The organism is Corynebacterium afermentans subsp. lipophilum, assembly GCF_030408375.1.
GTDB lineage: Bacteria > Actinomycetota > Actinomycetes > Mycobacteriales > Mycobacteriaceae > Corynebacterium > Corynebacterium lipophilum.
On sequence record NZ_CP046530.1, the window covers coordinates 2,249,058 to 2,272,067 of the forward strand.

Below are 23,010 nucleotides of genomic sequence, written 5' to 3' on the forward strand. Positions count from 1 at the left end.
TTGGGCTCCATGGAGCACCCGGAGAACGACCTTCACTCCCCCGCCGACCGTTTCTCGCGCGTGCGGTCGGAGCCGCGCTCCTTCGACGAGCTCGCGGACCAGCCGGATCCGCTGGAGGTGGACCGCAAAAACCGCCGCTCCACCCGCCAGGCAATCGCGTTTGCGCTGGGCACGGTGGCCACTACCCTACTGTTGGCGCTCATCCTTGCGGTGATCTCGAGGATTCAGGGCGGCCCGCTTTGCGACGATGGCTCCGCCTGGCTCTGCACCGAAACTTGGCGCACGTGGTGGGCTGTCGCCACCTCGATCCCGCCCGTGGTGGGCTTGCTCGGCTGCGCGGTGATCACGGTGCGCAAGCTGAACCGCTACGAGCGGTGGGTGCCCTGGATCGGCGTGTTCTGGATCCCGCTGGTGCCGTTCACCATGGCGTGGCTGATTGTCACGCTGGGGATTTTGGCGACGCAGTAGCGCGCTGGGCACACTCCGCGCAGTAGGGGTTTTTCTCCCGGCAGTCCTCGCAGCTCAGGTACTGGCGGCGGCACTCCGGCTCGTTGGCGCAGTTGTAGAACTGGTTCGTGGCTTCCCCGCAGTGCACGCAATGGCCGAGCTGCACGTAGTCCGGGTCGCCCGGCGCGCCGAACTCGGTGTGCATGCGGTCGTCGAAGACGTAGAGCGAGCCTTCCCACAGCCCGGAGTTGCCGAACTTTTCGCCGTAGCGGACGATGCCGCCGTCGATCTGGTAGACCTCTTTGAACCCCCGGTTGATCATGAGGCTGGAGAGCACCTCGCAGCGGATACCACCGGTGCAGTAGGAGATGACGGGCTTGTCCTTCATCCAGTCGTATTTGCCGGAGTCCAGCTCTTTGATGAAGTCGTGGGTGGTTTCCACATCCGGCACCACCGCGTCTTTGAACCGGCCGATTTCGGCTTCGCGGGCGTTGCGGCCGTCGAAGAACACCGCGTCGGGGTTGTCGGCCACCAGCTGGTTAACCTGCTCCGGGCTGAGGTGCACTCCCCCGCCGACCACGCCGTTTTCGTCCACCTTGAGCTCTCCCGGCGCGCCGAAGGAAACGATTTCCTCGCGGGCCTTGACGCTGAGCTTGGGAAAGTCTTCCGCCCCGCCCTCGGACCACTTGAACTCGATGCCCTTGAAGTACTCGCGGGTTTTCTTGGCGTAGGTCTTGCAGGCGCGGATGTCGCCGCCGACGGTGCCGTTGATGCCGTCTTTGGACACGATGATGCGGCCGGTCAGCCCCAGGCCTTCGCACAGGTCCCGCTGCCACAGGCGCACCGCGTCCGGGTCAGCGATGGGCTGGAACTTGTAGTAGAGCAGGATCTTGCTGGTCATGCCTGGCAGTCTATGTCCACCCAGGCCAGCGGGAAAAGTGGGAGGTAGCCTAGCCCCGCTTCTCCTTGAACGCGAGGGCGTCGCGCGTGTACACGCGGCGGTGGGTACCCACCTTGTGGCCGGGCAGCTTGCCGTCGTCGATGAGCTTGACCACGAACGGGCGCGAGACACCCAGCAGGTTGGCCACCTGCTGGGTGGTCATCTCCTCGTCCGGTTCCGGCGGGCGCACCAGGCGGCCCTCTGCGAGGTCCTCGAGCAGGTCGCGGACCCATACCGCGGTCTGCTTCGGCAGCGTGACGTGGTCTTCCGCTCGCGTGCGTGCGACAGCCAGGTTGTTGTTGAGCTCGGCTAGCGCGTCTTCCACCGGAGAGTGCTGTTCCCGCATGGCCCCGACAATAAACCACAGTCGAAACCAGCGCAATGGTGAGTGTGGAAAACCTTAGCGCTTGTGGTACAGCGCCTTCTTCCAGTACTTCGGCTCCGAGGTCGCCAACACGCCCAGGTTGCGGAAAATGCCCTCGTCCACGGACCCCAGGATGGTGGTGATGTGCGCGTCGCATCCGCGCAAACTGCGCAAATGCTCCAGCGCCAACGCCGCGTCCGGGTTGCTGGATGCGGACACGGACAGGGCGATGAGCACCTCGTCCGTGTGCAGACGCGGGTTCACCGAGCCCAGGTGGCGGGTCTTCAGCGTCTGGATCGGCTCGATGGAATCGGGGGAGAGCAGGTGCACATCGTCGTCGATGCCGGCCAGCAGCTTAAGCGCGTTGAGCAGCACCGCAGCTGACGGGCCGAGCAGGTCGGAGGTCTTGCCGGTGACGATGCGCCCGTCCGGCAGCTCCAGCGCGGCGCCAGGCTTGCCGGTGCGCTCCGCCACCTCCAACGCAGGCGAGACCACCACGCGGTCTTCCACGGAAAGGTCCGCCTTGCGCATGACGTTGAAGTTGCGGTCGGAGACGGTGGAGTCGGCGTCGGCGCGGCGCTCGTCCACAAGCGCGGCGTAGTAGCGGCGGATGATCTCCTGCTCGGCGGCGTGGCGGCACGCAGAGTCGTCGGAGATGCAGTAGCCCGCCATGTTCACGCCCATGTCCGTCGGCGACTGGTAGGGATCCGAGCCGGTGACCTCCCGCAGCAGCGTCTTCAGCAGCGGGAAGACGTCGATGTCACGGTTGTAGGAGGACACCTTTTCGCCGTAGGCCTCGAGGTGGTACTGGTCGATGACGTTGATGTCGTCCAGGTCCGCCGTCGCCGCCTCGTACGCCAGGTTCACCGGGTGCGACAGCGGCAGGTTCCAGATCGGGAACGTCTCAAACTTGGCGTAACCTGCGTCGATGCCGCGCTTGTGCTCGTGGTACACCTGCGACAGGCAGGTGGCCAGCTTGCCGGAGCCCGGCCCCGGCGCCGTCATCACCACCAGGTCGCGGGAGGTCTCCACGTAGTCGTTTCGACCAAAGCCTTCCTCGCTGACCACCTTCTCGGTGTCGTTGGGGTAGCCCGCAATCATGTAGTGGCGCGAGACCTTCAGGCCCAGCCGCGCCAGGCGCTCCACAAACGCCTCGACGTTCTGGTTGTGGCCCTCCAGCTGCGTGACCACCACGTTTTCCACCAAAAAGCCGCGGTCGCGGAACACGTCCACAAGCCTCAGCACGTCGTCTTCGTAGGTGATGCCCAGATCAGCGCGCATTTTCTGGCGCACAACGTCGCCAGCATTGAAGCAGATGACAATCTCCACTTCGTCTTTGATCCGGTCCAGCATCGCGATCTTGTTGTCCGGGGTGAACCCGGGCAGGACGCGGGAGGCGTGGTTGTCGTCGAAAAGCTTGCCGCCCATTTCCAGGTAAAGCTTGCCGCCCACCTCGGCGCGCCGTTTCTGAATGTGCTCGGATTGCATCTGGATGTATTTTTCGCGGTCGAACCCGATCTCATACGGCATGGGAGCAATAGTACAGTCAGCCCCCGTGCCTGAGGGTCATGTGATTCACCGGCTTGCGCGCCGGTTCAACGCGGACTTCCGCCCCGCGCCTATTGCCGCGAGCTCGCCGCAGGGGCGCTTCGAGCCTTCGCTTATCGACGGCACTGCGCTCACCCACGCTTCAGCCCACGGCAAGCACCTGTTTCTGCATTTCACGGACGCGACAGTGCACGTGCATCTGGGCCTGATTGGGAAGTTTTCCTTCGAGCCGGCGGACACGCTGCGCGGCCAGATCCGGCTGCGGCTGGTGCCGGACGGGGGAGCAGGCGATACCGCTGCGCACCTGCGCGGCCCGCAGAAATGCGCCTACATCACCCCGGCGGAGCAGCAAGCGATCCTCAACGCCGCGGGCGAGGACCCGCTTTCTCATACGGCGGACCCGGACTCGCTGTTCGAGCGGGTGCGGCGCTCCCGACGCACCATCGGCTCGCTCATGATGGACCAGGCTTACTTCGCCGGCGTGGGCAACATTTACCGCGCTGAACCGCTGTTTCGCCAGGGTATTTCCCCGTTTACTCCGGGCCGTGAGCTGGGGCGCGAGCGTTTCGACGCCATCTGGTCCGACCTGGTATCGCTGATGGCCGACGGCGTGGCCACCGGGCGCATAGACACAGTGCGGCCCGAGCACGCGCCGGAGGCGATGGAGCGCGCCCCGCGCGAGGACGACCACGGGGGAGAGGTCTACGTGTACCGCCGCGCCGGCGAGCCCTGCTACGTGTGCGGGCACCCGGTGGAAAAGCAGCAGTTCGAGGGCCGCAACTTGTTCTTTTGCCCGTCCTGCCAGGCACTGTGAACCGCGCGTACCCTGGTGCGCATGTACGCCACCACTTACACCGCAGACCAGATCCGGGCCGCGGAAGCACCGTTGCTGGAATCCCAGTCCCGCCCCGATGAACTCATGCAGTCGGCAGCGCACGCGGTGTTCGAGGCGGCGGAGGCGATGCTGGCTGGCGGCGCGGTCGGCCGCACGGGTACCCGCACACTCGTGCTCGCCGGACCGGGCGGCAACGGCGGCGACGCGCTCTACGCTGGTGCCGAGTTGCAGCTCGCCGGCCACCGTGTGGACGCACTGCTCACTGCCGGCCGCGCCCAAGATCGGGCCCTTTCGGCGTTTACCAACGCGGGCGGCACCGTGTTGGAGCAGCTGCCGGACTCTTCTGCGGAGTACTGCCTGGCTATCGACGGCATTACGGGCATCGGAGGGTCCGGCGGCCTGCGTGAAGAGCTCGCCGACGCAGTCGCGTGGCTGCGCGGCGTACAGGTGTTAGCCGTGGACGTGCCCTCCGGCGTGGATGCGGACACCGGCGTGGCGGGCCAGCTGCATGTCACTGCCGACGCCACCGTCACGTTCGGCGGGTGGCGCCGCGCACACGCGCTTGCCCCGGAGTGCGGTGTGCAACTGTTCGCGGACATCGGCCTGCCGGGGCGTCCGCTACACGGTGCTCTGTTGGACACCCTGCCGGAATGGGCGCACGAGGGGCCCGCGCTCGTGCTTGCCAACAGGGCCGTGCCAGGGCCCGGCCAGTGGCCCAGCGGCCTCACTCCTCTTCGTGCCGCGTCGGTCCGCTCCGTCGAGCCGGCCCCCGGAGACGACAAGTACAGCGGGGGAGTAGTGGGCGTCCGCGCTGGCAGTGAGCAGTATCCGGGAGCGGCGCTGCTGGCGGTCGCCGGGGCGCTGTACGCCACGCCGTCCATGGTGCGCTACGTAGGGCCGCAGGCCGCTGAGGTGGTGCGGGCACATCCGGAGGTCGTCGTCACGCAAAAGCTCGAAGATGCGGGACGGGTGCAGGCGTGGGTGTTCGGCCCCGGCGCCGGCACCGACAAGGCGGCCGCGCGCGAGCTGGCATGGATGCTGCGCCAGGAGGTGCCCGTGCTTATCGACGCCGACGGTCTCACGCTCCTCGCTGGACACCCTGAACTGCGCCAACAGGTGGCACAGCGGCAGCAATCGACAGTGCTCACGCCCCACGACGGCGAGTTTGCGCGCCTGCGCAAAGCGGCCGGCGTCGCCGAGAGCACCCGCTTCGAAGAGACTCTCACCCTCGCCGCGGCACTGCGTGCGACCATCGTGCGCAAGGGCCGGATCACGCTGGTCGCGCCGGAGGATGAGCCGCACCTGATCCACGCCGTCGATGCCGGCCACTCCTGGGCTGCAACCCCTGGCTCCGGCGACGTGCTCGCTGGCATCATGGGTGCGCACCTGGCGCTGGCGACAGCACGCACCCCATACGCCGACGCCGCCATAGCGGCCACAACCACCGGGGCGGTGACCGTCCACGCCCTGGCAGCCGCAATCGCGGCCGACACCCCGTTCGGCGAGGCCACCGCCCCCGCCAGCCATATCGCCGAACATATCCGCAACGCGACGGCGGTGATGACCAATGCTTGACGCTGTCGTCGTCGGGGCCGGCCAATCCGGGCTGGCCGTGTCGTACTACCTGCGCAAATACGGCGCGGATTTTGTGGTGCTGGACGCCTCCGAAACCCCCGGCGGGGCGTGGCCGCACTACTGGGACGCGCTCACACTGTTCTCCCGCGCGGAGTTTTCCAACCTGCCCGGCTGGCCCATGCCCCACTACGACGGGTACCCGCCGCGCGACCACGTCGTTAAGTATTTGTCCGACTACGAGAAGCGCTACGACCTGCCCATCCGCCGAGGTGAGCGCGTCAAGCAAGTGCTTCACGACGGCTCCGCCTTCCACCTCAACGGCCACTCCGCCCGCAACGTGGTGATGGCCACCGGCATCTGGTCCGCACCGTTTGTGCCCTTCATCCCCGGGTCGTTCGCGGGGGAGCAGGTGCACTCGGCTCAGTACCGGCGGCCGGAGGATTTCGCCGGGCAGCGCGTCGCTGTCGTCGGGGGCGGAAATTCCGGTGCGCAGATCGTCGCGGACCTCGCACTCGGCGAGGTGGACGTGCAATGGTTCACCCGCCGGCCGCCCGCGTTCATGCCCGAGGATGTCGACGGCGAGCAGCTTTTCCGCCGCAACCGCGAGCGCTTCGTCGCCATCTCACGCGGCGAGGACGACCCCGGAGGCGCCGACTTCGGCGGCGACATCGTCCTCGTCCCCGAAGTCCGCCGCGCCCGGTCACTCGACCTGCTGGACGCCGAACCCATGGTCGAGTCGTTGGACGAGCTGTCGGATTTCGACGCGCTGATCTGGGCCACCGGCTTCCGCCCCGCGCTGTCGCCCGTCCGCGGTCTGGAGCGCAGCCTGGACACGCCGGGCCTGTTCGTACTGGGGTTCGACTCGTTGAACGGCCCGGGTGCAGGCACCATCGGCGGTGTGAGCCCCTTCGCCCGCGACATCGCCTCGCGCATCGCGGGGAGAGCCTAGCGCTGTCCGCCACGGGCGCCGGCCGCGCCCCGATCAACACCCCGATCGCATAAAAAACGTCGATACCTTTGAATTACAAGTGTGCAAGTTACCCCTTGACAAGCGAAAACGCCCCCCAAAGGGCGTATCAAAACCCAAAATCTACCTTTTATTTTGCTTAGAAGGTTGAGTTAACGTTCCGGCAACCTGCACTTTCCCCGAATTTAAACGGCCCGGGCCGTATAAGAGAGCCATGTCACCTACCTTTCGAATGCTGAATAGCGCCCCTCCTGCGCTACGCTAACGGTATGTTAAAAAATCGGAGGATAACAGCGCTCACATGCGCAGTCGCAACTGCAGCGGCGGCGCTTGTCGTGCCTTCCGCCGGTGCCGCTACCGTGGGCGAGCCCAGCGAAGGCGTGTGCTCGCTGAAGGTAAATGACCGTGAACGTAAGTTCATTGACTTGCTCGACCGCAGTGTCGGCATCGGCGCAGTAGATGAGCGGACCCGCTGGGCTTCCGCGTTCGAACAGTTGTACCCGACCGCTTCGGATACCGTCGCGCCGTTTTTGGAGCTGTACACCGGCTCCTACGTGACCTACTTCAACAGCAATCTCGAAGCCAACATCGAGATGTGGGCGCAGCGTGTCGCTGAGGACACTGGCGCAGACATCGATTCTTCCCGCGCGTACTTCACGCAGGTGTGGAATTCGGCTGCGGTCAGTGACCACCAGGCGTTCGACATGACCAAGTACTGGGACATCGTCGATAACGCTGTGCAAAACGGCGAGATCACGGTGCCAGCCCGGGACGGCTTCTCGGAGTTCGCGCTCATTCCAGATCGCGATGGGCTGATTAAGCAGCAGTCTCGTGATTACCCGGCGATGCCCAAGGACCAGGTTGAGGCGTGGGTTGATGCCTACGAGCAACTGCCGGATGTGAAACAGGCGCGTCGTGTGGCTCGGTTGATGGTGGCGTTCGAGGAGGCTCGTAAGACCTGCGCCGAAGGTGGCGGCAACGCACTGCTGCCTACCGACGGCCCGAACCCGGACGCCACGACCACCACGCCGACGACGAGCACCTTTGAGGTGCCGAGTGGAGAGGCCGGCAGGACCAGGGACACTGTGACCCACACGCTTGTCAACGGCAACGTCACCGCGACGGTGACCACCGACTCCGACAGGATGACCAGCCTGACGGTGTCCCAGACCACCCACAGGACGGAGCAGACCGCGGGCACCACGTCCGGCGGCTCCTCCGTGAGCACGGGTGCGGTCATCGGTGTGATCGTGGCGATCCTGGTGGCCCTTGGCGCCGCAGGCGCAGCGTTTGCGCTGTCTGACCAGCAGCCGTAACTTAACCGGGTGCCCAACACCGACCAGACAGCCAAGCTCCCTGTCGTCCCGCTGGCGGCGATGAGTTTCGCCGCGTTCGTGTACGTCACATTCGAGATGTTCGCCATCGGCCTGATTTCGCCGATGGCGCGCGATTTACACGTTTCCGAAGGCCAGATTGGCCTGCTTATGAGCGTGTACGCCGGGCTGGTTGCGGTGGTGACCATTCCGCTGATGCACGTCACGCGGAAGGTGGACAGGCGCTACCTGCTCATTGCGACACTGGTCTTTCTCCTCGGCGGCATTGTCCTGCAGGCAACGGCAACAAGCTACGCCACACTGGTGGCGGGCCGTGTGACCGCGGCGTTGACCCACGGTCTGTTCTGGTCGCTGGTCAACCCGGTCGCCGCCCGCATTGCGCCGCCGGGGCAGATGGGTAAGGCGGTCGCCGCAGTGTCGTTCGGTTCGACGCTGTCGATGGTGGTCGGCTCGCCGCTGACCACGGCAATGGGTTCCGCGATTGGCTGGCGCGCCTCCACCTGGGTGCTCGGCGCCGCGGTAGTCGGCGCATTGGTCATGCTGGTGATCTCCCTGCCCAGCCTGCCCGCTAGGCCACCGGCGCAGCAGACCGGCGCGCAGGCGACGAAATCGGCCATCCCGTCCCTGGTCATCTACCTGGTGCTGGCGGTGATGGCCATCTTTGTCACCTTCACCTACCTGGCCCTGCTCATCGAGGCCACCGCCGGCCACCGGTTCGTGCCCTACGGTGTGGCTGTCTACGGCATCGCGGGGCTGGTCGGTGTGACCTTGTCGGGCCGGCTGGTGGATGCGCGCATGATCCGCCTCAACGGCATTGCCACGGCCACGCTGGTGGCCTCCGGCATCGCGGGGCTGCTCGCGCTGCACTACAGCACGGGGATCGGCATGTTCGCGGTGATCGTCGTCTTCGGCATCGCCGCGGGCGCGCTGCCCACGGTGGCCACCACGATCTTCCTGTTTGCGAGCCAGCGCAACCAGGATTTGGTCAGTTCGGTGTACGTGGTGACCTTCCAGGTGGGCATCGCGTCCGGCTCGGCGCTGGGTGCTGCCACGGTGGACCTGGGCTACTTGGGCGGCACGTTGCTGTCCACGGCCGTGCTCGGCGCGTTGGCGTTTACCGTCATGGCCACGCGCTCCCGGTCCCTTCTGCGGTAGCGCGCGGGTTCTATGAACCGCCCTGCGGTTTCCAATTCGACGTAACGGCGTAGGAACTCCGCGGTCTCGCCGGCGACATAGGTGCGCTGTCTCCACTCTGGCACGCGGAAGATGCCGTGCGGCACGCGCACCAGGTCGCGCCCACGCAGCATCGTCGAGCCCATCTCCTGCAACGAGGTCACAATGAACGCATCGCCGATGGCGTACGCCACGACGTTGCTGTCCAAAGCGCGCAGCTTTTCGACGGCACCCCGGCCTGCCAGCCAGTATCCGTCGCCGGCCGTCAGGGCGTCGTCAGGCAGTTGCGGAAGGGTGCGCACCTGGGGCCCGCACGACGAAAGCCCCGCCCTCCGCTCGATCTCCCTGGCAAGCAGGGCGGGGTCCAGCGGGGCGGGGCCGGGGGCGCAGTAGAACACTTACGCCAGTTTAGGCGTAGGCGGGGGCGTTGACGCCGAGTTCGAAGACTTCGTCGGTGCTCTCGATCAGGGAGCGGTCGTGGGTGACAAAGCCGCAGGCGATGCCACGCTCCGTGGTGAGCTGGCGCAGCAGGTGCACGATCTCCTGGGAACGGTCGGCGTCGAGGGCGGCGGTGGGTTCGTCGGCAAGCAAAAGCGCCGGCTCGCCCATGAGCGCACGCGCAATGCCGACGCGCTGGCGCTGGCCGCCGGACATCTCGCCGATGCGGCGGTCGCCCAGGCCCTCCAGGCCGACGGTGGCCAGCAGTTCCTCGGCCCTGTCCCTTCGAGGACGCAGTCCTCGAATGTGGTCGGTGACCAGCAGCTGGTCGCGCACGTTCAGCGCGGCGATGAGGTTGGCCTGCTGGAAAATCATGCCGATCTTGTCGCGGCGCACGTCGTTGTCCACCACCTCGCCGTTGAGCTTCGCGGTGCCGGAGTCCGGTGTGATCAGGCCGGCTGCCACGGACAGCAGGGTGGACTTGCCGGAGCCGGACTCGCCGACGATGAAGGTCATCTCGCCGGGCTTGGCGGTGAACTCCAGGTGGTCCAGCACGGTGCGCATTTCCCGGCCGTCCTTGAATGCGACGGTGACATCGTTGAGTTCGAGCATTACGCGACACCTCCAAGAGCCGCTTGAGGGTTAACTTTCGAGATGGAACGGGTGGCGATCAGGGCGCCGACCATACCCAGCGCCCAGATGGCCACCGGGGGAGCGATCGCGGTGAGCGCGGTGAGGGAGAACGGTGCGCCGCCCTGCATGAGCAGGCCGAGGCCGAAGGCCGCGACGCCGCCGATGAGCGCGCCGATGCCCAGGATCACCGCGGCCTGGCCGAGGGCGTCCTTGAGCAGGTAGGAGTTGGATGCGCCGATGGCCTTCAGGATGGCCAGGTCGCGGGTGCGCTGCATCGTCCACACGGTGAGGAAGGCGATGATCACCAGCGCGGCGATGGCGTAGAGGAAGCCCTGGATGAGCTTCAACGAGCCCTGCTCCGAGGAGTACGCCGGCAGGCCGTCGAAAGCCTCCTTCAGGCCCACTCCTTCGTCGACCTCGTGGTCCGCCAACAGCACCGAACCGTCGGCGTCGGTGTGCATTGCGGCCTGCCAGAAACCGGTGGGCACCCACAGGACGGGGGAGTGGGAGAACGCGAGGTCCTCGCCGATGGCGCCGACGGTGATGTCGTTGCCCGCGACGGTCACGGTCTCGCCCTCGCCGACTTCGAGGGAGGGCGCGGCCACGGCTTCGTCGGAAAGCTTTTGCCCTCCGGGAAGCTCGGTGCCCTTCGGCAGTGACAGGATGGCCACGGCCGCGTCCTCGCCGTTGCCCTTGGTCATAAGCATCTGGCTGGCGCCGAGCGGGGTGAGCCCGTCGCGCGCCTCGACGCGGGAGGTGGTGAACGAGATGTCTTCCGGGTCCTGGAAGACCACGGACTGCGGGTCCAGCGCCTCAAGCGCGGACGTGTTTTGCTTACCCAGGCCGGCGGTCAGGCCCGTGAGCACGACCACCAGCAGCGTAATCAGCGCCACGGTGCCTGCGATCAGCCCGAAGCGCCCCTTGGCTGACGTGATTTCTCTGATTCCTACGAACATGGCCTCAATCCTGCCGTTGACCTGCACTGCTCCACATCGCGCTGGCGGTTGAAATCCCGGTCAACCGATCGGTTGATCTACGCTCAGACGCATGTTGTCCACCACCCGTCTGCTCGATTTTCTGCGCGTGAGCCTGCACGTGCTCGTCGCCGTGCTGCTTGCGGTGGGGTTTATGGGGCAGTTGCGTAGCGACGCACCCCTGGCAGCTCTGGCCCTGCCCCTGGTGTTCGCCTGCGTGTACATGGCCGGCACCGTCTGGCACTTCCACGGCAAGGGCTACCCGAGGTGGGCGCCCTACGCCTGGCTCGCGGTGGTCTCGGCGCTGTGGGTGGGGCTGGTGCAGATGTCCGAGGAGTTCGTGTGGCTGGAGTTTCCGCTGGTCATGCTGGCCTGCGTGCTGTTGACCACGTGGTGGGAGCTCGCGGCCGCCGCGGCGTTTTTGGCCGTTGCGCTGTCCGCCACCGCGCCGGGCGGCGGGGCCGGCGCGGTCATCGGCCCCACCATCGGCACCGTGCTGGCGGTGATCATCGTGCACGCCTACCAGGCGCTGCGTGCGGAGGCGGACCACTACCGGCAGATGGCCGAAGACCTCAAGGCCGCCCAGCGCGAAGCGGCAAAGGCCGAGCACGCCGCGGGCGTGGCGGAGGAGCGGGCCCGCCTGGCACGCGAGGTGCACGACACCATGGCGCAGGGTTTGAGCTCCATCGTGTTGCTGGGACGCACGATGGACAAGCAGCTCACTCAGGGCGACCCGGCGCGGGAGACGCTGGACGTGATCCGCTCCACCGCCTCCGACAACCTGGCGGAGGCGCGCCGCTTCGTCGCCGAGAACTCCGCCAACGCGAAAGCGAACACCCCTGCGCGCGAGACGCTGCCGGTGCGCCTGGAGCGCCTGGCCCGCCACGCGCAGGACCGCCAGCGCGCGCTCGACGAGCAGCTGGAGGTTCGCGTCCACGCCGTTGACCTGCCGGAACCCTGTGCGTCGGTGGCGGAGCGCGTCGTGCGCGAAGGTTTGAGCAACATCGTGCGCCACGCCGGCGCCTCGTCGGCGGTGGTGACCGTCGATAGGCTTGGTGCGACCGCAACCATCGACGTATTCGACAACGGCCGGGGCATCACCGGGCCCGAGGGCTACGGCCTGAAGGGCCTGCGCGCCCGCGTGGAGGAGGTCGGCGGCGAGCTCACGGTGGAGGGCAACGTCCTCGCCGCAAGACTGCCTGTGGAGGAGAACGGATGACACTGAACGTCATGCTTATCGACGACCATCCGGTCGTCCGCGCCGGCCTGCGCGCCGTGCTGAATTCCTTCGACGGCGTGGAAGTCGTCGCCGAAGCCTCCGACGGCGACGCCGAGGTGCCCGAGGGGGTGGACGTGGTGGTCTCCGACATCCAGATGCCCGGCGCGGACGGCATCGCGCTGACGCGCCGCCTGGTCGCCGCCGGCGGGCCGCCGGTGTTGATCCTGACCACCTACGACACCCAGGCCGACGTGGTCGCCGCAGTGGAGGCTGGGGCAATGGGCTACCTGCTCAAGGACGCGCCGGAAGAAGAGCTGTATGAGGCGGTGCGGAGCGCGTCGCAAGGCAAAAGAGTGCTCTCGCCGCAGGTGGCCAACGTGCTGGCGGACCGGCTGGTCAACCCGGCCGAGACGCTTTCCGCGCGCGAGATTGAGCTGCTGCGCGCGCTGCAGACCGGCGCCTCCAACAAGGAAATCGCCCAGCAGCTGTTCATCTCGCAGGCGACAGTGAAGACGCACCTGATCCACATCTACTCCAAACTCGGGGTGGACAACCGCACCGCGGCCGTGGAGGAAGCCCGGCAACGCCGGATCATATAAGCTGGCCGCCATGTCATTCATCGAGCTGAACGCTGGCCCCTGGCGCGGGGTCGCTTTCCTCATGGGCCTCGGCGGGCCCGACGACACTCCCGCGGGCTGCAAATCCTTCGCCTGGCGGCACGACGGCTCCGCACGCCTCGGCGGTGTGCTCGAGCGCGCGCAGGTGCAGGTGCTGATCAGCGATGAAGCGGTCCCCGACAAGGTCCAGCGCGCCCAACCGGACGCGTTTGGCCTGCGCAGCGTGACCACCGAATCCGCGGGCGAGGCCTTCGTCTTCGCCGGACGCATGTTCGGCCGCACCGGCACCGTGGAAACCGACGAGCCCTGCGTGGCAGCACAGCTGACCATCGCGCCGGAAACCGAACTGGCGGTCACCGTGTACGAGGAGTTCGAGTACGCCGTGGTTGCCCCCGACGGCGACATCACCGTCAACAACACCCCGGTGCCGCCGAACTCCGCAGGCATGCTGGACGCCGGCCACCGCACCCTGGGGCTGAAGAACCGCTCCGAGAACATCGCCCACGTGCTCATCCTGGGCGGCCAGCCGGCGTAATTACCCCGGCTTTGCAGAGACATATGCCACACCCTGCGCATTCACCCTGCGGGGTGCGGCTTCACGCTGCATAATCGCAGCGTGCTTTATATTTTCTTTGCCATTCTCGCCGTCATCGCCGTCGGCTATTTCATTGCCAAGAAGGTCCACGCGGCCTCCTCCATCTTCGCCGTCGGCGTGCTGCTGCTCATGATCGCCGCAGCTACCGGGCGCATCGACCACTCCACCGCGGACATCGAGTCCTCCGGCAACGCGTTCTACGACGAGCTGTTGATCATCGAGTCCCTGTTCAAGTCCCGCTTCGCCGGCACCGGCATGGCGATCATGGTGCTGTTCGGCTTCGTCGGCTACATGCGCCACATCGGCGCCGACGCCAAGACCGTGGTGGCGCTGTCCAGCCCGCTGCGCCGCTTCCACGGCTCCTACTGGCTCGTGCCCATCGGCTTTGCCGTCGCGACGCTTTTGTCTTTCGTCGTGCCTTCCGCCAGTGCGTTGTCGCTGCTGCTGGTGGCCACGCTGATGCCCGCGTTGATCGCGGCGGGGCTGACGCCGCTGACCGTCGGCGCGATCGTGGCCACCGCCTCCACCATCGCCCCCTCGCCGCTGGAGGCCGGCCTGATCCAAGGCGCGGACCTGACCGGCATGTCGGTGACCGAGTTCACCTTCGGCAACGTGGCCAAAGCCACCATCCCCGCGCTAGTGGTCATCGCGTTTACCCACATGTGGTGGCAGCGACACTGCGACAAGAAAGACCTGGTCAAGTCCGGCGCTGGCGCGTCGGACGCCGAGCTTGAGGCAGCCAGGGACGACGAGTCCGACCGCCGCATCCGCGAAGCCGTGGAACGTGCCGAGGGCCTGCCCGGCTTCTACGCCATCCTGCCGTTGCTGCCGCTGCTGCTGATCATCGTCTCCGCGCTGCTCAACCGCCTCGGCATCATCTCGTTTGAGGCCGGCATCCTGCCGGTGACCGTGGTGTCGCTGATGGTCACCATGATCATCGAGGCGATCCGCCTGCGCGACGTCAACTACGCCGCCGACTCGTTGCAGGAGTTCTTCAAGGGCCTCGGCGAGGGTGCGGCCGGCGTGGTTTCCCTCATCGTCGCCGCCGCCATCCTGGTGGAGGGCATCACCCAGATGGGCGTGATCGAGGGCCTGACCAACCTGGCGCAGGCCTCCTCCGGCGCCGCCGTGCTGATGGTGCTGGTGTTCGTGCTGGCCACCGCCACCATGGCGCTGCTGACCGGCTCCGGCGTGGCGCCCTACTTCGCCTTCTCCGAGATGGTGCCGGGCATCGCGGCGGACTCCGCCGTGTCCGCCCCGCAGATGCTCACCTCCATCTGGGCCGCCTCCAACACCATGCGCCAGGCCTCCCCGGTCAACGCCGCGGTGCTCATCGTCGCGGGTGCGCTTCAGGTCAACCCGATTGACGTGGTCCGCCGCACCGCCGTGCCGCTGACCGCGGGCGCGGTCACCGCCGTGGTGTGCGCCTTCCTGTTCGTGGTTTAGGCCGTAAGGTTGCCGGTATGACCGTTTCAGTGCTCATGATCGTGGAGGGCACCTCGCCCGAAATTTCCCGCTGCGTCAACGTCGAAGAGACCATGACGCTGGGCGAGCTCTCCCAGATCATCGACGCCTCCCTCGGTTTCACCGGCGCCGCCACCCACCTCTACGTCAGCCAGGAAGGCGCGCAGCGCTCCGTCTACACCGCCGCGCCCGGCCCCGGCGAACACCAGGAAAACGAGCTCACCGTCGCCGAGATGCGGCCCATGACCTACGTCTACGACCCGGCGGCCAACTGGAACATCCACGTCGAGGTTCTGGGTCCCTCCAACATCGAGGGGCCTACGCCCATGCTTATCGACGCAGCCGGGCCCGACGTCGTCGAAGCCTGCTCGGGGCCAGAGCTGATGACCACCTTCCGCCACCAGGCCCGCCTTTTGGCCGCCGGCATCGAGCCGGACCTGGAGACCATCACCCTGATGTTTTCCTACCTGCCCGTCATGCCGCCGGAGCGCATGCTCGACCGCATGACACAGGCAGACCCGGTGTCCGTGGCCACCCGCATCGGCAACGTGGCCGAGGAGATGTTCTTCGACGAAGTCGCCGCCGCCGATGAAGGCGCCGATGGCCCCGGCCTGGCTCAGCACTTCGACGACTTCCTCCAGTCCCGCCCGGATCTGCTCCAGATCATCGACATGGACCCGCACCCGGAGCGCAACCCCACCATGATCAACGCCGTGACCGAGTTCTTCGGCGAAATGCTCGGTGGGCCGGACGGGGTAGAGGTTCCCGACGTGCCGAGCATGCCTGGTCCGCCGGCGGTACAGAGCGTGCCGGGCGTGCCTGGCTTCCCCAGCTTCGGGCCAGACTCCTTCGACGATCTACCCGATCTCACCGATGTTTTCGCCGAGCTCATGCGCATTTTCTCCCCCGGGGTGCCGTACGAGCACGGGGGGATGCCTGCCTCGTTCGCCGTGGAAGTGCGCGACCTGACGGAGCTGCCGTTTCCCAACACTGTCGCTGACCTGCTCCTCGACGCCCGCCTGCTGAAAAAGCGCGGCGGCGAGCTGACCCCCACCAAAGCAGGCCTGGCTTTTCTCAACCACGACAACCCTATTCCCAAGGCCGCCGACAACATCCGACTCGGCTTTGAAAAACTGATGGGCGAGGAAATGTGGCGCTCCATCGTGGAGTGGGTCGTCGACGACGAACCGCTTAACCCAGAGGCGGAGAGCTGGCTGTTCTGGCTGGAGGCTTTCGGCATCCTTCGCGAAACCGCCCCTGCCCAGATTTTCTGCACCGAGCAGGGCCTGCAGCTGCTGGAGCTGCACTACGACCACTACACCAGCGGTCGGCGCTCGTAAAAGTTAACGGCTCGTTTTCGCGACCTGGGGGAACGCGGCGCCAAAATCGCCGAGTCGTCAACTTTTACGAAAGCGAGCCCGCTGACACCACCAGGTACAGACCCAGCCCGCCGGTGCCGAGCGTCATCGCGCTCAACAGGAACACGGCTGCGGCGTTGGGTTCGCTGCGCTCGTCGGCAAGCGCGGATGCCTCGAAGCGGTACGCCCGCCGGTTCAGCGCCACGATCACCAGCGCACCCGCGGCCAACGCCACCGCCGCCACCACGATCAGCGCGGGGTAAGCACCGGCCCACCGCAAAAGCGTCGCCGCACAGACGAGCATGGCCAGCGCGGTGCGCGTCCAGCTCATGGCGGTGCGCTCGGGCTGCAGGCCGGGGTCGGCGACGGCGATCATGCGAGCAGGCTCACCGCCACAACCACCGCCGCGACAAACACCACCACGCACAGGACGGGGATGATGGCGGGGGCGGGCAGGGGCTCGTCGTGACGCAAGGCCCGCTCGATGCGCACCCAGCGCACCGCGGCACCTGCGGAAATGGCCATCGCGATCAGGATGACCGCAGCGGCTGCGACTCGGCGCACGCCGGGGTCGATGCCGGGCAGCTCGAACGCCTCGAGCGCGATCCCGCCGGCGAGAAACGCCAGCGCGGTGCGGGTCCAGGCGAGGAAGGTGCGCTCGTTGGCGAGGGTGAAGCGCGGGTCGGGCTCCCCGCCGTCGGGGAAGACCCGCCTGGTAAACCATCCGCGCTCGCTCATGCGCTCAACCCTAGCGCCGCCCACACGGTGAGCACTACCGCGCCAGCCGCCGCGATGCTCCACAGCACCGTTGCGCGATTGCTTTTCGACGTCCCTCCGGCCACCCCGGCCCCCAGCGCCGCCCCGGCGGTGTTGCAGAGCACGTCGTCAGTATCGCTGTAGCCCCACGCGAACATGTACTGCGCGACCTCGATTCCGAGGCTGCAGACAAGCCCCACCAGCACCGCTTTGGGTACGGAGCCGCGGTATGCGATGAATCCGACCGGGGCGAACAGCGCGATATTGCCGAACAGGTTCAGCCACGGCCCCCACCACACGCGCGCGTGCTCGAAGGTCTCCAGCGGGTTCAGGCGTACCTGGCTGAGCTGGTGCGCCTCCGCCGACCACAGCCCAGGAATGGACACGAACGCCTTTCCCACCGTGAACGCGAGCACGACCAGGGCAGTCACGACCACCGCCGCGACGTGGGCGGCGGCGTTGTTGGTTTTGCTCGCTGGTTTCACCCGGCCCACCATAGTGTCGGCCTATGCTGGCGACCATGAACCGCAGCTTGATTGTCACTGAAAATGGACCGGAGATCGTAGAGCCGCAGGCGGCGTTCGCGGGTGAGGGCGACACCCTGATCAACGTGAGCCACTCCTCGGTGAACTACAAGGACGCGATGGCGCTTTCGGGCAATCGTGGCATCCTGCGTGAGCTGCCGACGGTGCCGGGCATCGACGCCGTGGGCACCCTCGAGGACGGCACGCTTGTCACCGTCAACGGCCGCGGCATCGGCGAGCGCCGCCACGGCGGCTACACCCCGCAGATGCGTATCGACGCTAAAGACATCACCCGCGTGCCGGAGCGCTTCACCGCGGAGGAAGCCGCCGCGATCGGCACCGCCGGCTACACCGCCGCCCTTTCGGTCGCAGGTCTGGAGCGGGCCGCACTTTCGCCTATCGACGGCCCCGTGCTCGTCACCGGTGCCACCGGCGGCGTCGGCTCCATTGCTGTGCAGCTTTTGGCCGCGCGCGGATATGAGGTGTGGGCGTTGACCGGGCGCGTCGATAAGCATGGCGCCTGGCTGAAGGAACTCGGCGCCGCCGAGGTGCTCGACCGCGCCGACTTCTCCGAGCCCGGCAAGCCGCTGCAGAAGGCGCGCCTGGCGGGCGTGGTGGACACCGTCGGCTCGACCGTGCTGGCCAACGCACTGACGCAGCTTCGCTGGGGCGGGGTCGCCACCGCGTGCGGCATGGCCGCCGGCAACGACCTGCCCGCCAGCGTCCTGCCGTTCATCCTGCGCGGGGTGCAGCTGGTGGGCATCAACTCCGTCGACGCGCCGAACGACATCCGTGACGAAGCCTGGGCGCTCCTCGACGAGTCCGTAGACACCAACGCCATCCGCACCGAAGAAGTCGGTTTGGATGGCGTCGTGGAAGTTGGGCGTTCGCTGCTCGATGGCGGGTGGAGCGGACGCGCCGTCGTTAAGCTGTAGCTTCTTTGGGCACCGGACCGCCGGAGATCTGGCGGTACGCGTGCGCCGCAGCCAGCGTCGTTGCCGGCGCGGTGACCACAAGGCCGATGAAAAACAGCGCCGCACCAACGATGTTGACCAAAAAGGCCAGCACCACGAAGCCCAAAATCTTCAGGTAGTTCGACGCTCCAGCCTTGAACCCGCCGGAAAAAGCGTTACCGAACGAGCCGTTATTATCCGCCGCGTACCACATCTGGAACATGAAAAACGGCGTGACCAAAAGGCCAATCACGCCCGTGACAGCCAACGCGCCCAGAATCGGACGCACCAGGTTCCACATCTCCTCCGGGGAGACATTATCCGGGTTATCCGGCAGCGTTGCCGGATCAATGGAGGTCAGCGCGCCGAACGCGAGCACCATGAGGAGGATCGTGGAAATAATCCCGGCCACGACGCCGATCAGCGCCGCCACACCCAGCGTCTTGCCATACGCCGGGGCCTTCGCGTCGTTGTAAGTCAGCTGCTTCACCAGCGTCTGCTGCAAGGCCACGCCAAGCATCCACGGGATAAACGCCAACATGCCGATCAGGCTGATCATCGAGCCCGCGCCCGGCAAAAACTGGCCCAGCAACGCTAGCGCCGTGTACACCACGCCCAGCGGGATCCACAGCTTCGCGTTGGAGAACACGGCCTTCGTGCCCCAGGTCAGCGCCTCGATGATCTCGAGCTTGCCCGTGCCCTTCACGTGGAACCAGCCGTTCGACGCCGGGTCGTTGATCGGGTGCGGCGAAGCGCCGTCGCCGGGGAGGTTGTCCGTGAGCTGCTGGCCGTGGAAACGCAGCGCCGAGGCGCCGGCCATCGACGCCGCGGTGTTCACCTCGAAGGCGTCGTAGCCCTGGCCGGGCTGGTTTTGATCAGCGTAGTTGTCGCCGGTGTACTGCGGGTAGTTGGTCGATCCGCGCTGCGCGCCGTAATTTCCCTGGCCGCCGGTGCCGTTTTCCGGGTGGCTGCCCTCCGGATGCTCCGGGTACGGCTCGAAATCGCCGCCGTTGTAAGGGGTAGACATGCACTCATCCTTCGTGATCGTTGGTCGCGTTCACTTGGGATTTTATCAGTCACACCAGTCACAGACCTGGGTGGCGGGCGGGGGCTCCGCGGCAGCTGGGCGGCCAGGGTCCTGACAGATTACGCCAGCCGTTTGCGTCGACCTGGGGTTTGCGGGTCGCCTGACAGATTCAGCCACGATGTGTCAGCGGCGGTGGCGCGGGGCCGTTGGCCCGGGCTCTCGAGGCGAATTTGTTCACCCCGCCGTGAACAAATCGGCGGGGGAAGCTCGGCGACCTGGGGAAAGTGAACAGCTCAACCGCTCAAGGGGGATTTGTTCACCAGGGGAGGCCCGGCGGGTGAACAAATTTGCAGGGGAGGGGCCAGACCCCGCCGGCCCCGGCCCAGAGCCCCTACTTCACCACCAGGTTGACCATGCGACCCGGGATGGCGATCACCTTGACTACGTTCTTGCCGGCGACCAGGTCGGCCACGCGCTCGTCGGCAAGTGCGGCGGCTTCGAGGTCGTCCTTGGTGGCGTCGGGGGTGACGTCGATGCGCGCCTTGACCTTGCCGTTGATTTGGACGGGGACCTCGACGGTGTCGTCAACCAGCCACTGCTCGTCGAACTCCGGGAAGGGCTCGAAGGTGATGGTCTCGGAGTGGCCCAGCACCGACCAGAGCTCTTCGGCGATGTGCGGGGCGAGCGGGGAGACCATCTGCACCAGCGGCTCGACGGCGGCGCGCGGAGCGCCGGAAGGGTACGTCTTGGTCAGATAGTTGACGTACTCGATGAGCTTGGCGGCGACGGTGTTGTCGCGCAGGTGCTCGTAGTCGTCGCGCACGCCGGCGATGGTGCGGTGCAGCGCCTTGAGGTCGTCTTCCGTCAACGAAGCGTCCACCACGGAGACCTCGCCGGACGCCTCAGAGACCACCAGACGCCACAGGCGCTGCAGGAAGCGGTGCGCGCCGACGACGTCCTTCGTCGCCCACGGGCGGGAGGTGTCGAGCGGCCCCATGGACATCTCGTAGACGCGCAGGGTGTCGGCGCCGAAGTCACGCACCACATCATCCGGCGCGACGGCGTTCTTCAGCGACTTGCCCATCTTGCCGTACTCGCGGTTGACTTCGGCGCCGTCGTAGAAGAACTTGCCGTCCTTTTCCTCCACCTCAGCGGCCGGGACGTACACGCCGCGCGAGTCGGTGTAGGCGTAGGCCTGGATGTAGCCCTGGTTGTACAGGCGGCGGTAGGGCTCCTGGGAAGTCACAAAGCCGAGGTCAAACAGCACCTTGTGCCAGAAACGCGCGTACAGCAGGTGCAGCACGGCGTGCTCGACGCCGCCGACGTAGAGGTCCACACCGCCCGGGTCGTTCGCGCCGTGCTCGTCGGGGTGCGGGCCGGTCCAGTAGCGCTCGTTCTCAATGTCCACAAAGGCGTCGGCATTGGTCGGGTCGATGTAGCGCAGCTGGTACCAGGAGGAACCGGCCCACTGCGGCATGACGTTCGTGTCGCGCCAGTACTTCTGCTTGCCGTGGCCCAGGTCCAGCTCTACCTCGACCCAGTCGGTGGCCTTGGCCAGCGGCGGGGCGGGCTCGGAGTCGGCGTCCTCCGGGTCGAAGGCCACCGGGTTGTAGTCCTCTACCTGTGGCAATTCGACCGGCAGCATGTCCTCGGGCAGCCCGTGCGCCTGGCCGTTTTCGTCGTAGACGATCGGGAATGGCTCGCCCCAGTAGCGTTGGCGGGCGAACAGCCAGTCGCGCAGCTTGTACTGGATCTTCTCGGAGCCCTTTTGCCTATCGACGAGCCAAAGGACCGCCTTCTCAATCGCCTCGCCCTTGCCCAGACCATTCAAATCCAGGCCGTCTTCATTGGCGGAGTTGATGTGCTTTGCGTCGCCGGTGAACGCCTCCTCGGAGACGTCGCCGTCGAGCACCGGGGTAATCGGCAGGCCGAAGACGGAGGCGAACTCGTAGTCGCGCTCGTCGTGGGCCGGCACGGCCATAATCGCGCCGGTGCCGTAACCGGTGAGCACATAGTCGGCGATGAAGATGGGAACCTCTTCGCCGCTGACCGGGTTCACGGCGTAGGAGCCGAGGAACACGCCGGTCTTTTCCTTGTTCTCCTGGCGTTCCACGTCGGACTTCGCGGCGATGGCGCGCAGGTAGTTATCCACCGCCTCGCGCGGGGTAGCTGCCCCGCCGGTCCAGCGGCTGTCTACGTCGGTGGGGTAGGAGGCGGTGACCAGCTCGTCGACAAGCTCATGCTCCGGCGCAAGCACCACGTAGGACGCGCCGAACAGGGTATCCGGGCGGGTGGTGAAGACCGTGATGTCGCCGGCGGGGGACTCAAAGACGACGTCCGCGCCGCGGGAGCGGCCGATCCAGTTGCGCTGCATGCTCTTGACCTTCTCCGGCCAATCCAGCAGGTCGAGGTCGTCGAGCAGGCGGTCCGAGTAGTCGGTGATGCGCATCATCCACTGGCGCAGGCGCTTGCGGAACACCGGGTAGTTGCCGCGCTCGGAGCGTCCTTCCGCGGTGACCTCCTCGTTGGCCAGCACGGTGCCGAGCCCCGGGCACCAGTTGACCATGGAGTCGGAGAGGTAGACGAGGCGGAACTCGTCGATAGCCTTGTGCTTCTCCTCGGTGGTCAGGTCGCGGAAGTTGCGGCCGTCCTTCGTCTGACGCGCGCCGGACATGAGGTCTTTGACCAGGTCCTCGATCGGACGGGCCTTCTGCAGGTCCTCGTCGAACCACGCGTTGTAAATCTGCAGGAAGATCCACTGCGTCCACTTGTAAAACTCCGGATCCGTCGTGGCGACGGCACGGCGACGGTCATGCCCCAGCCCCAGCTGGTCCAGCTGGCGGGTCATGTTCTTGATGTTCGCCTCAGTAGTCGTGCGCGGGTGCGTGCCCGTCTGAATCGCGTACTGCTCCGCCGGCAGCCCGAACGCGTCGTAGCCGAGGGTGTGCAGCACGTTCTTGCCCAGCATGCGGTTATAGCGGGCGTAGACGTCCGTGGCGATGTAGCCAAGCGGGTGGCCCACGTGCAGGCCAGCGCCCGACGGGTACGGGAACATGTCCTGGACGTTGAGCTTGTCCTTCGGCAGCTCTTCGCCGGCGGCAAGGTCGCCGACCGGGTTGGGCGCGTTAAACGTGCCGTGCTCGCGCCAGTGCGCTTGCCACTTCTGCTCGATGGTGTTGGCCAGTTCGGCCGTATAGCGGTGCGGGGTCGCCTCAGTCATGGTTAGACAGTGTAGTGAAGGGGCCTTGCCTATCGACGCACCTCCGGCC

At 66.6% G+C, this 23,010-nt stretch carries 23 protein-coding genes; 12 read left to right on the forward strand and 11 right to left on the reverse strand.

Annotated elements, in window-relative coordinates; all coding sequences use genetic code 11:
• The first annotated feature begins 9 nt into the window (after positions 1-9).
• Positions 10-468 carry a hypothetical protein gene (locus CAFEL_RS10710; protein WP_194561109.1) on the forward strand — a complete coding sequence of 153 codons (459 nt, stop codon included), beginning with the start codon at positions 10-12 and terminating at the stop codon, positions 466-468.
• Here the strand turns inward: CAFEL_RS10710 and trhO are convergent.
• From trhO to CAFEL_RS10725, 3 genes are read right to left on the reverse strand one after another with little or no spacing between them, the layout of a single operon-like run.
• Entirely contained in the window at positions 440-1,348 is a 909-nt protein-coding gene (gene trhO, locus CAFEL_RS10715) for an oxygen-dependent tRNA uridine(34) hydroxylase TrhO (RefSeq protein WP_194561108.1), read from the reverse strand. The two genes, CAFEL_RS10710 and trhO, sit on opposite strands and share 29 nt — an antisense overlap.
• Before the next feature lie 49 nt (positions 1,349-1,397).
• Complete coding sequence (locus tag CAFEL_RS10720; protein ID WP_194561107.1) at positions 1,398-1,733, reverse strand: helix-turn-helix domain-containing protein; 336 nt, start codon at positions 1,731-1,733, stop codon at positions 1,398-1,400.
• 54 nt (positions 1,734-1,787) lie between these two features.
• Positions 1,788-3,281 (reverse strand): DUF1846 domain-containing protein, encoded by a 1,494-nt coding sequence (locus CAFEL_RS10725; protein ID WP_194561106.1) that lies wholly within the window; start codon positions 3,279-3,281, stop codon positions 1,788-1,790.
• A gap of 25 nt (positions 3,282-3,306) precedes the next feature.
• Here CAFEL_RS10725 and CAFEL_RS10730 point away from each other — a divergent pair, with 25 nt between their 5' ends.
• The 5 genes from CAFEL_RS10730 (at position 3,307) to CAFEL_RS10750 (ending at position 9,165) form a co-directional block, all read left to right on the forward strand.
• The gene (locus CAFEL_RS10730) at positions 3,307-4,113 is read left to right on the forward strand and encodes an Fpg/Nei family DNA glycosylase (RefSeq protein ID WP_194561105.1); all 807 of its coding nucleotides are present in this window, start codon (positions 3,307-3,309) and stop codon (positions 4,111-4,113) included.
• Between the two features lie 21 nt (positions 4,114-4,134).
• The gene (locus CAFEL_RS10735) at positions 4,135-5,709 is read left to right on the forward strand and encodes a bifunctional ADP-dependent NAD(P)H-hydrate dehydratase/NAD(P)H-hydrate epimerase (RefSeq protein WP_194561104.1); all 1,575 of its coding nucleotides are present in this window, start codon (positions 4,135-4,137) and stop codon (positions 5,707-5,709) included.
• Entirely contained in the window at positions 5,702-6,658 is a 957-nt protein-coding gene (locus CAFEL_RS10740) for an NAD(P)-binding domain-containing protein (RefSeq protein WP_194561103.1), read from the forward strand. Before CAFEL_RS10735 ends, CAFEL_RS10740 begins: the two co-directional genes overlap by 8 nt.
• Positions 6,659-7,101: 443 nt before the next feature.
• Positions 7,102-7,992, forward strand: a complete 891-nt coding sequence (locus tag CAFEL_RS10745; RefSeq protein WP_194561102.1) for a hypothetical protein — start codon at positions 7,102-7,104, stop codon at positions 7,990-7,992.
• Positions 7,993-8,052: 60 nt separating this feature from the next.
• Positions 8,053-9,165 (forward strand): MFS transporter, encoded by a 1,113-nt coding sequence (locus CAFEL_RS10750; protein WP_194561134.1) that lies wholly within the window; start codon positions 8,053-8,055, stop codon positions 9,163-9,165.
• Here the strand turns inward: CAFEL_RS10750 and CAFEL_RS10755 are convergent.
• Genes CAFEL_RS10755 through CAFEL_RS10765 form a run of 3 tightly spaced genes read right to left on the reverse strand, consistent with a single transcriptional unit; the run spans position 9,075 to position 11,210 of the window.
• Positions 9,075-9,581, reverse strand: coding sequence for a hypothetical protein (locus CAFEL_RS10755; RefSeq protein WP_194561101.1), 507 nt, complete (start codon positions 9,579-9,581; stop codon positions 9,075-9,077). The two genes, CAFEL_RS10750 and CAFEL_RS10755, sit on opposite strands and share 91 nt — an antisense overlap.
• Positions 9,582-9,591: 10 nt before the next feature.
• Positions 9,592-10,233 carry an ABC transporter ATP-binding protein gene (locus CAFEL_RS10760; protein WP_194561100.1) on the reverse strand — a complete coding sequence of 214 codons (642 nt, stop codon included), beginning with the start codon at positions 10,231-10,233 and terminating at the stop codon, positions 9,592-9,594.
• Entirely contained in the window at positions 10,233-11,210 is a 978-nt protein-coding gene (locus tag CAFEL_RS10765; RefSeq protein WP_194561099.1) for an ABC transporter permease, read from the reverse strand. The genes CAFEL_RS10760 and CAFEL_RS10765 overlap by 1 nt, the downstream gene beginning before the upstream one ends.
• A 91-nt stretch (positions 11,211-11,301) precedes the next feature.
• Between CAFEL_RS10765 and CAFEL_RS10770 the strand changes: the two genes are divergently transcribed.
• From CAFEL_RS10770 to CAFEL_RS10790, 5 genes are all read left to right on the forward strand, one after another.
• Complete coding sequence (locus tag CAFEL_RS10770; protein ID WP_194561098.1) at positions 11,302-12,447, forward strand: sensor histidine kinase; 1,146 nt, start codon at positions 11,302-11,304, stop codon at positions 12,445-12,447.
• The gene (locus CAFEL_RS10775) at positions 12,444-13,046 is read left to right on the forward strand and encodes a response regulator (RefSeq protein WP_194561097.1); all 603 of its coding nucleotides are present in this window, start codon (positions 12,444-12,446) and stop codon (positions 13,044-13,046) included. Before CAFEL_RS10770 ends, CAFEL_RS10775 begins: the two co-directional genes overlap by 4 nt.
• Before the next feature lie 10 nt (positions 13,047-13,056).
• The gene (locus CAFEL_RS10780; RefSeq protein ID WP_194561096.1) at positions 13,057-13,599 is read left to right on the forward strand and encodes a pirin-like C-terminal cupin domain-containing protein; all 543 of its coding nucleotides are present in this window, start codon (positions 13,057-13,059) and stop codon (positions 13,597-13,599) included.
• Between the two features lie 81 nt (positions 13,600-13,680).
• On the forward strand, positions 13,681-15,105 hold the full coding sequence (gene dcuC / locus CAFEL_RS10785; protein ID WP_194561095.1) for a C4-dicarboxylate transporter DcuC: 1,425 nt from the start codon (positions 13,681-13,683) through the stop codon (positions 15,103-15,105).
• Positions 15,106-15,122: 17 nt separating this feature from the next.
• Positions 15,123-16,463: an IS1096 element passenger TnpR family protein gene (locus CAFEL_RS10790; protein WP_194561094.1), complete on the forward strand. Its 1,341-nt coding sequence runs from the start codon at positions 15,123-15,125 to the stop codon at positions 16,461-16,463.
• Positions 16,464-16,527: 64 nt separating this feature from the next.
• On the opposite strand, the gene CAFEL_RS10795 is transcribed toward CAFEL_RS10790, so the two are convergent.
• Genes CAFEL_RS10795 through CAFEL_RS10805 form a run of 3 tightly spaced genes read right to left on the reverse strand, consistent with a single transcriptional unit; the run spans position 16,528 to position 17,722 of the window.
• The gene (locus CAFEL_RS10795) at positions 16,528-16,857 is read right to left on the reverse strand and encodes a DUF202 domain-containing protein (protein WP_194561093.1); all 330 of its coding nucleotides are present in this window, start codon (positions 16,855-16,857) and stop codon (positions 16,528-16,530) included.
• Positions 16,854-17,219, reverse strand: coding sequence for a YidH family protein (locus CAFEL_RS10800; RefSeq protein WP_194561092.1), 366 nt, complete (start codon positions 17,217-17,219; stop codon positions 16,854-16,856). The genes CAFEL_RS10795 and CAFEL_RS10800 overlap by 4 nt, the downstream gene beginning before the upstream one ends.
• Positions 17,216-17,722, reverse strand: coding sequence for a VanZ family protein (locus CAFEL_RS10805; RefSeq protein ID WP_194561091.1), 507 nt, complete (start codon positions 17,720-17,722; stop codon positions 17,216-17,218). The genes CAFEL_RS10800 and CAFEL_RS10805 overlap by 4 nt, the downstream gene beginning before the upstream one ends.
• A gap of 35 nt (positions 17,723-17,757) precedes the next feature.
• On the opposite strand from CAFEL_RS10805, the gene CAFEL_RS10810 reads away from it, so the two are divergent.
• Positions 17,758-18,696: an acrylyl-CoA reductase family protein gene (locus CAFEL_RS10810; RefSeq protein WP_194561090.1), complete on the forward strand. Its 939-nt coding sequence runs from the start codon at positions 17,758-17,760 to the stop codon at positions 18,694-18,696.
• Here CAFEL_RS10810 and CAFEL_RS10815 read toward each other — a convergent pair.
• Positions 18,686-19,741 carry a hypothetical protein gene (locus CAFEL_RS10815; RefSeq protein WP_194561089.1) on the reverse strand — a complete coding sequence of 352 codons (1,056 nt, stop codon included), beginning with the start codon at positions 19,739-19,741 and terminating at the stop codon, positions 18,686-18,688. The two genes, CAFEL_RS10810 and CAFEL_RS10815, sit on opposite strands and share 11 nt — an antisense overlap.
• Positions 19,742-20,132: 391 nt before the next feature.
• Entirely contained in the window at positions 20,133-22,961 is a 2,829-nt protein-coding gene (gene leuS, locus CAFEL_RS10820; protein ID WP_194561088.1) for a leucine--tRNA ligase, read from the reverse strand.
• Positions 22,962-23,010 lie beyond the last annotated feature (49 nt).